General features: G+C 69.5%; 7 protein-coding genes and 1 pseudogene. 4 read left to right on the top strand and 4 right to left on the bottom strand.

All coding sequences use genetic code 11. The features are described 5' to 3' along the window. Both ACFY0P_RS48740 and ACFY0P_RS48735 read left to right on the top strand, forming a co-directional pair. Positions 1–1,863, top strand: a 1,863-nt coding sequence (locus ACFY0P_RS48740; protein WP_388928948.1) for a dipeptide ABC transporter ATP-binding protein, incomplete at its 5' end; no start/stop codon positions are given. 79 nt (positions 1,864–1,942) lie between these two features. Beyond that, on the top strand, positions 1,943–3,631 hold the full coding sequence (locus ACFY0P_RS48735) for an ABC transporter family substrate-binding protein (RefSeq protein WP_388928947.1): 1,689 nt from the start codon (positions 1,943–1,945) through the stop codon (positions 3,629–3,631). Positions 3,632–3,664: 33 nt separating this feature from the next. Here ACFY0P_RS48735 and ACFY0P_RS48730 read toward each other — a convergent pair whose 3' ends face one another. Next, positions 3,665–4,516, bottom strand: coding sequence for an alpha/beta fold hydrolase (locus tag ACFY0P_RS48730; RefSeq protein ID WP_388928946.1), 852 nt, complete (start codon positions 4,514–4,516; stop codon positions 3,665–3,667). Positions 4,517–4,616: 100 nt separating this feature from the next. Between ACFY0P_RS48730 and ACFY0P_RS48725 the strand changes: the two genes are divergently transcribed. Continuing rightward, positions 4,617–5,030, top strand: coding sequence for a winged helix-turn-helix transcriptional regulator (locus ACFY0P_RS48725; protein WP_388928945.1), 414 nt, complete (start codon positions 4,617–4,619; stop codon positions 5,028–5,030). Between the two features lie 60 nt (positions 5,031–5,090). On the opposite strand, the pseudogene ACFY0P_RS48720 reads toward ACFY0P_RS48725, so the two are convergent. From ACFY0P_RS48720 to ACFY0P_RS48710, 3 genes and pseudogenes are all read right to left on the bottom strand, one after another. Further along, positions 5,091–5,330, bottom strand: a pseudogene (locus tag ACFY0P_RS48720) (transposase); the annotation flags it as partial. A gap of 205 nt (positions 5,331–5,535) precedes the next feature. After that, the gene (locus ACFY0P_RS48715; protein WP_388928944.1) at positions 5,536–5,781 is read right to left on the bottom strand and encodes a hypothetical protein; all 246 of its coding nucleotides are present in this window, start codon (positions 5,779–5,781) and stop codon (positions 5,536–5,538) included. An 11-nt stretch (positions 5,782–5,792) separates the two neighbouring features. Continuing rightward, entirely contained in the window at positions 5,793–6,215 is a 423-nt protein-coding gene (locus ACFY0P_RS48710; RefSeq protein WP_388928943.1) for a hypothetical protein, read from the bottom strand. A 997-nt stretch (positions 6,216–7,212) separates the two neighbouring features. On the opposite strand from ACFY0P_RS48710, the gene ACFY0P_RS48705 reads away from it, so the two are divergent. After that, on the top strand, positions 7,213–8,022 hold the full coding sequence (locus ACFY0P_RS48705; protein WP_388928942.1) for a universal stress protein: 810 nt from the start codon (positions 7,213–7,215) through the stop codon (positions 8,020–8,022). Positions 8,023–8,027 lie beyond the last annotated feature (5 nt).

The following is an 8,027-nucleotide window of genomic DNA, read 5'->3' as shown; positions in this document are numbered from 1 at the left end:
AGCGTGTCGGGCCGGGTGCTGCTGGGCGGCCGCGACCTGGTCGGGCTCGACGACCGACGGCTGTCCGCCGTACGCGGCAACGACATCGGCATGGTCTTCCAGGATCCGCTGTCCGCACTGACTCCCATCTTCTCCGTCGGACGGCAGCTGTCCGACGCTCTGCGCGTCCACCAGAAGCTCACGAAGCAGGCCGCGTGGAACCGGGCCGTCGAACTCCTGGACCTGGTCGGCATCCCGGACCCACGGCGCAACGCACGGTCGTTCCCGCACGAGTTCTCCGGCGGCATGCGCCAACGCGTGGTCATCGCCCTGGCGATGGCGAACTCGCCGTCGGTCATCGTCGCCGACGAGCCGACCACCGCCCTCGACGTGACGGTGCAGGCACAGATCCTGGGTGTCCTACGGACGGCCCAGGCCGAGACCGGCGCGGCCCTGGTGCTGATCACCCACGATCTGGGGGTGGTGGCCGGATACGCCGACGACGTCGCCGTGATGTACGCGGGCCGGATCGTGGAACAGGCGCCCGCCGAGGAACTGTTCGCGCGGCCGACCATGCCGTACACCATCGGACTGCTGGGCGCGGTCCCCCGACCCGAGGCGCGGGCGGACCACCCGCTGGTGCCGATCGCGGGCGAACCACCGTCACTGGTCGGGCTCCCGCCAGGATGCTCCTTCGCGGACCGCTGTCCCGCCGCCGTCGGGCCCTGCCACACGGACGAACCGGAGCTGACCACGGTCCCCGGGCACGGACAGGTGGCCTGCCTGCGCGCGGACGAGATTGCCGACGGCACGTTGGCGGCCGACGCGCTCTTCCCGCAGGCGGCAGAGGCCGAAGGGCAGGCCGGGCCCGGCGCGGGCACCGGCGCCGAGACGGTGCTGCGGGTCGCCGGCCTGACCAAGACGTTCCCGCTCACCAAGGGAGCTCTCCTCAGACGCCGGGTCGGGACGCTGCACGCGGTCAGCGACGTCAGCTTCGAACTGCGGGCCGGCGAGACCCTCGGTCTGGTCGGCGAGTCCGGAAGCGGAAAGACCACCACCCTGCTGGAGATCATGCGGCTCGGGCGACCCGAGCACGGTCTGATCGACATCGCGGGCACGAACGTCGCCGCCCCGGCCTCCGCCGGCCAGAGGCGGAGGCTTCGGCGTGCCGTGCAGATCGTCATGCAGGACCCCATGGGATCGCTCGACCCGCGCCTGCCCGTCTTCCAGCTCCTCGCCGAACCGCTCCAGGCGGTGGGTGAGGATCGGGCGGCGATCCGGACCCGGGTGGGCGAACTCCTCTCCCTGGTAGGGCTGGACGCCTCGGTGGCGGACCGCTTCCCAGCGGCCCTGTCCGGTGGTCAGAGGCAACGCGTTGGCATCGCACGGGCGTTGGCGACCGAGCCGCGGATCCTGATCCTGGACGAACCCGTGTCCGCCCTCGACGTCTCCGTCCAGGCCGGCGTCCTCAACCTGCTCACCCGGCTGAAACGCGAACTGGGGCTGGCGTACCTGATCGTCGCGCACGACCTCGCGGTGATGCGCCACGTGTCCGACCGCATCGCGGTGATGTACCTGGGGCACATCGTGGAGACCGCCGGCACCGAAGAACTCTTCGCCAACGCCCAGCACCCCTACACGCAGGCGCTGCTGTCCGCGATCCCGGTACCCGATCCGCAATGGGAACGCACCCGCGAGCACATCGTCCTGGAGGGCGAGCAGCCCAGCGCGTCGCGCCTGCCGCAAGGGTGCGTCTTCGTCGACCGCTGTCCGCTCCACCGGCTGCTCGACGACGGACTGCGGCGGCGGTGTCGTACCGAGCGTCCCGCCCTGCACCCCGCGGGGTCCGGCGCAGGCCACCGCTCCGCCTGCCACGCCCGCTGACCGCCCTCCCGGCCTCTCTTCCGCAGCGCCGCCGCATCGTGCGGCGCCCCACCCCCACGAAGAAACGGATCCACTCGCCATGCGACCGAGAACCGCCCAGGCCTCCGTACTCACCCTGGCCCTCGCCCTGACGGCCACCGCCTGCAGCTCGTCCGGGGCCGACGCGCCGGACACCGGAGGGTCGGCCAAGGGCTCGACGCCCGCCGTGGCGTCGGCGAAGGTCGACTACAACCCCCAGCCCTACGACAACATCAAGGACGGAGGGACCTACACCACGCCCGGGACCTTCGACGACCAGGGCAACCCGTTCAACGCCAACGCCACCCTCACCGCCACCCGGGTGTGGTTCTGGTACAACCCCGACGTCATCACCTACTCGCCCACCGGCGACGTGCAGTACAACCCGGACTACCTCAGCGACGTCAAAGTCAGTGTCACCGGCGGCAACCAGCGAGTCGTCCTCACCCTCAACCCCAAGGCCGCCTACAACGACGGCTCCCCGATCGACTGGCGGGCGGTCAAAGCCACCTGGCAGGCCGACAACGGCGCCGACAAGGACTACAACGCGAGCAACACCGAGGGGTACCGGAACATCACCTCGGTCACCCGCGGCGCCGACGACAAGCAGGCCGTCATCAACTTCAAGGGCGTGGATCCATGGTGGTCCAGCCTGTTCACCACGCTGCTGAACCCCAAGGCCGCCACGGTGGCCAACTTCAATGACGCCTACGTGAAGAAGGCCCATCCCGAATGGGGTGCCGGCCCCTACACCGTCGGCACCTTCGACACCAAGAGCGGCAACCTCACCTTCGTCCGGAACCCCAAGTGGTGGGGGAAGAAGGGCAAGCTCGACAAGCGGATCTACGTCAACCTGGAATCGTCCGCGGCGATCAATGCGTTCAAGAACGGGCAGGTCGACTACGCCACCACGGGCAGCGCCGAGGGACTGAGGCAGATCAGCGGCGTCGCCGGCACCGAGATCCGCCGCGGCGGCAGCCCGTTCGAGTACTCGCTGTACGTGAACTCGAAGTCCGCCGTCCTCCGGGACGTGCGGGTGCGCAAGGCGCTGTTGGAGAGCGTCGACCGGACACAGATCGCCAAGATCCAGTTTCAGGGACTTGACTACTCCGAGCCGCTTCCCGGCTCAGCGCTCCTCTACAGCTTCCAGAAAGGGTATGAGGACAACGTCTCATCGGTGATCAAGTACGCGCCCGACGACGCCAGAAAGACCCTGGAGTCCGCCGGCTGGAAGGCCGGCGGCGACGGCATCCGCGAGAAGGCCGGCACCAGGCTCACCGTCCGCTACACCCTGCTCGGCGACGACCCGCTGGACAAGGCCACGGCCAACGCGTTCGCCGCGATGCTGAAGCCGGTCGGCATCGGTGTCGACATCAAGAAGGCCGACGAGGCGGACTTCTCAAAGATCCTCAGCGATCGCGACTTCGACCTCTTCCTGTCCGGCAACCGTTCCACGGACCCCTTCGGCGCGCGCTATCTCTACCAGTTCTACGGCACCGACAGCGACTCCAACCTGACCGGTACCGGAACCCCGGAGCTGGACAAGCAGATCCACGCCGCCTCCGAGATATCCGACCCCGCCAAGCAGACCGCCCGCGCCAACGCCATCGAACGTGAAGAACTGGCGCAGTACGCCTTCCTGCCCCTCTTCAGCGGTCCGTCCGTCTACGGCGTCAGGAAGGGGCTGGCCAACGTCGGCGCCACGATCTTCGGCACTCCTCTGCCGGAGACCGTCGGCTGGCAGAAGTAGCGTGCGAGCGCGGCGGCCGCCCGGTCTGTCCGCTCATGCTGCGCTCGGGTCGTGGCCGGCCAGGAAGGGGCGCACCCGGGCGAGCAGGGCTTGCGGCCGGTGCAGCGGGATGATGTGGCCGCAGTCGTCGATGACGTGTCCGGTGAGATCGTCGGTAACGGGACGGAGTTGGCGTTCCAGCGCCGAGCCGACGGGGCGGGCGCCCAGCGCCATCGTCGGCACGGCCAGGCGGTTGGCGCCGACCGCCCGCTCGATCTGTGCCGCGCTCTCGGGCAGGGCCCGGTAGTACGAGAACGCGCGGCTCAACGCCTCCCGACCGGTGTAGGCGTGGACGAAGGCGTCCCGGATGTCGGGGCGTACCCCGTCACCGAGCGTGCCGGCCCGCAGGAACCAGTCGACGTAGGCCGCCTCGTTCCCCTCCAGCACGGTTTCGGCGAGGCCGGGCGCGGCGGCGTGGAAGCCGAACCACCAGGGCGGCCCGTCGCAGAGGAAGTCCACGGCGCCGGGCAGCCTCCCCAGCAGGGACTCCATGACGACCAGGCGCCGTACGAGGCGGGGGCGGCGCATGGCGAGGAGGAAGGCCGGCGGAGTGCCGGCGTCGACGGCCACCACGGCGGCCGAGGACACGCCGAGCACGGTGAGGAGCGCCGCGGCGTCCTCGGCCAGGGTGTGCGCGTCGTACCCGGAGGCAGCGGGGCCGCTCGCGCCGAATCCGCGCAGGTCCGGCGCGATGACGCGGTGGCTGTCCGACAGGTCGGCCATGACGTCGGTCCACACCTGCCAGGTGTGCGGGAAGCCGTGCAGCAACAGCACGGCCGGGCCGGTTCCGGCGAGGGCGACGTTCAGGTCGACGCCGTTGACGGCAACTCGGCGCAGTTCGGGCATGGCGGGCTCCGGAGACTGGTAAGAAAGGTGACAAGGTCACCGTAGGGAACTAGCCTGTCTCGCCCAAGACGGCACTTTCCCTTCAGGTGGTGAGCTCCAGGTGACCACGTCGGGTCCCGACGGACAGGACAGGCGGCCAGGTGAGCGAGGCGACCTGTTGGACCCGCGCTGCCCGACCCGCCAACTGCTCGACCGCATCGGCACCAAGTGGACGTCGATGACGGTCAAGGTGCTGGCCGAGGAGTCCCCGCACGAGGTCCGGTTCGCGGAGTTGCGGCGTCGTGTCCCGGGCATCTCGCAGAAGATGCTGTCCGCCACGCTGCAGAGCCTGGCCCGCGACGGCCTGGTGGCGCGCCGCGTGGAGCCCACCGTGCCCCCTGCCGTGCACTACCGTCTCACCGAGCTGGGCCTGTCCCTTGAAGGACCGCTCTCCGTCCTGCGGCTCTGGGCCGAGACGCACATGCCGGAGATCGACCGCAACAACCGGGATGCCGACCAGTCCTCGACGCCCTAGGACGGGACTGTCAAACGAGTGGCCCTGTCTCGCATTCGGTGGTGACGGGGCGTGCTGCTGTCCGAGGAGGATGCGGTGCCGGAGCAGGGTGAAGCTTGCTCGTCCGTGCATCTGGCGGGCGATCCGTTTGGTATTGGTGTTGACGCCCTCGGTGGGGCCGTTGCTGTACGGAAGCGTGAGCCCGGCGATCACGGCGTCGATATCCCGGTCCAGGCCCCGGGTGAAGGCGTGGAGGTGGGGCAGATCGGCGGTTCGGACTCGGGCGATCCAGCGCGTGAGCGCATGGGGGTTGTCGGTCCGTCCTGACCCGAGGTTTTCCCGGAAGGTTGTCTACGTTCACATACCGCAGTCCTTCGTGGATCTTTCCTGTCTGCCCCAGGCGAGCTGCTGCCCTTGGACGGGAAGCCAGTCGCTCTGTCATCCAATCGAGCGCCAGAACAGCCGGCGTGGACCCCACTCGATCTGGCTAGTGTCAGCCCAGGCGACCAGACTTCGATGGCGCGCATCAAGTGCCATGGTTCGATGGCGCGTTCTCATCGGCGCCGAGGGTGCGTTCGAGCAGGCCGGTCAGCCGGGCAGCGGTGGCATGCTCGGCGACGTCGGCGAACTGGGCCGACAACTGCCCTGGCGCGGCCGTCTGCTGCTGGAACGCGGCGATCGACTCGGTCGCCGACAGCTGGGCGCGCCGGCGCGCGGCGATGTGGGCGAGGACGTCGTCCAGGCGGTCGCCGTCCATCTGATGTGCATCCACCTCAACTCGGTCTACCGGCTGCCGCTTGTTTCGATATGGAACCTCGTGAGTGCAAACAGGATCAGGAGATCGAGGGCCATCATGGGAATGGCCCATGCCGGATAGTGTGGGACGAACATGAACTGAGTGATCAGGCTGATTGCTGCCACCGCTGCGCCCGCCCCACGCCCCCAGCTCTTGTGGGCCAGGACCGCCACGCCGGTGATGACGAGCAGCACACCGACGACGAGGTGAAGTACGCCCCAGGTGGTGAGGTCGAACCAGTAGGTGTAGCGGGACGAGGTGGCGAACAGGCTGTCTTGTGCGATCCCGGATACACCCATGAGGATGCTGAACGACCCGCTGAACGTCATCATGCCCCCAGCGGCCAAGGAGGCGCCGTTGAGCGTTGCGCTGCCGCGCCCTCGTTGTGTCTTGGTGGGTACCGCTGTCATGGGTCATCGCCTCCCTGTCGGCGCGGTCAGCGACACACAATGGAGTACGCGAAGCCAGCCGTGCCTCCCTGCCAGGATCGCCGCATACGTTCCGTATCGCGACTGCGATCTTGTGCATGCGGAACGCCCCTCACCGAAGGCAGCGAAAGCTCCACGTCGCGGTGGCTCCAGGCCGCCCACGCCACGAGGAGGGAAGGTACCCCCGCTTGGTAGCAGCACTATGACGTGAACCGGCGTCGGGTCAGGGTCGTAAGACGGGCCGGTGAGGGGCTCGCGTGTGGGGCGGCAGTGGTGAGCGCTGCGTGGGGAGTGTCCACGCCCCCTTCGAATGGCCACGGTCGACTCGCCGGACGCGATCGCGGCGCGGAAGATGAGTGTGCTTGGCCGCGTAAGGCGCAAAGGATGGCACATGTCCCCAAGGTTTCCTGGCCGCTCCGGTCGCTTCGGGCACCGAGCCGTCCCGTTGACGCTTCGCTGCGCCGTCGGGGCGCTCACCCTGACAGGCTGCCGCGGTGGCGGTCAGAACACCGGTTCGTCACCCCCCCCCACCCAGCAGCCGCCATCCGGGGTCCCCTTCCGGCATGCCGCCGTCGGCGGCCTCTTCGACGGCTTCCACAGTCGCCTCTTCTCGCGCGTCCGCCTCGGCAGCGGCATTCTCCGCGGCCGCCCGGGCCACGGAGTTCGAGGCATCGGTCAGACGCCGAGGCCGCCCGGGCCGGCATCGCCGTATCCGAGAGCCTGCCCCGGAACCAGAGCGGAGGACTGCTCGCGCCCTGGTCACGATCACGAACAAGACGAACCAGAAGTCGTCCTGTGCCATGCAGGTCGACTTCACGGACTCCGCCGGGAAGGTCGTCGATACCGGATTCGTGGGAGCGGGGAAACCGGAGCCCGGCCACAAGGAGGAGCCCATCGCCTTCAGCGGACAGCCGCAAGGAACCCACTGACGGCCCCTCTCGCCCAGGGCCAGCGGTACTGACGTGTGTGAGGAGACGCTGTGGGCAGCATGGTCGTCGTAGGGGTGGACGGCTCGTCGTCGAGTCATGCCGCGGTGGTTCAGGCCGCCCGGGAGGCTGAGCGGCGCGGTGCGGAGCTGCGTGTGGTGCACGCCTTCAGCTGGCCGGTCGGGCCCATGTACGCGCCGCTGGACCCGTCCCCGCTCAACACGCTGGCGCACGACGCCGCACAGGACGCCCGGCGTGTGGCGCCCGGCGTGGAGGTGGGCGACGCCGTGATGATCGGCGGTGCGGTGTCGGTGCTGGTGGCCGAGTCGCGCGCCGCGGACCTCGTGGTCGTCGGCCGCCGGGGCATCGGGGGTTTCGCCGGCATGTTGCTGGGCTCGACGGCGCTGTCCGTGGCCGCCCACAGCCACTGTCCGGTGCTGGTGGTCCGCGAGGAACCGGACGGCGCCGCGCCCGTCGTGTTGGCCGTCGACGGGTCCCCCGAGGGCGAGAAGGCGGTTGAATTCGCTTTTGCGGAGGCGGCGTTGCGGGGAGCCGAGCTCGTCGCCGTGCACGCGTGGCTGCCGGATCACGAACCGGCCGGTACGGGCGTGGAGAGCCCGGAGCGCCTGCTGGCCCAGGCGGTCGCCGGACGCGCGGAGAGATATCCGGACGTGACGGTCCGACAGGAGGTGCTGAGTGGCGAGACCCGCGAGGTCCTGGTCCAGGCGAGCGGGAACGCCCAGTTGATGGTTGCCGGCGCCAGGGGGCGCGGCGGGTTCTCCGGGATGCTCCTGGGATCGGTCAGCCAGGCGTTGTTGCACCACGCGCACTGCCCGGTCGCCGTCGTCCGCGGCAGGGCGTGACCGGG

It is taken from the genome of Streptomyces sp. NPDC001714, from assembly GCF_042892755.1.
In the GTDB taxonomy this organism is placed as follows: domain Bacteria; phylum Actinomycetota; class Actinomycetes; order Streptomycetales; family Streptomycetaceae; genus Streptomyces.
The sequence above is the reverse complement of the archived record's forward strand: the minus strand, read 5'-3'. Positions and strand labels throughout refer to the sequence as shown.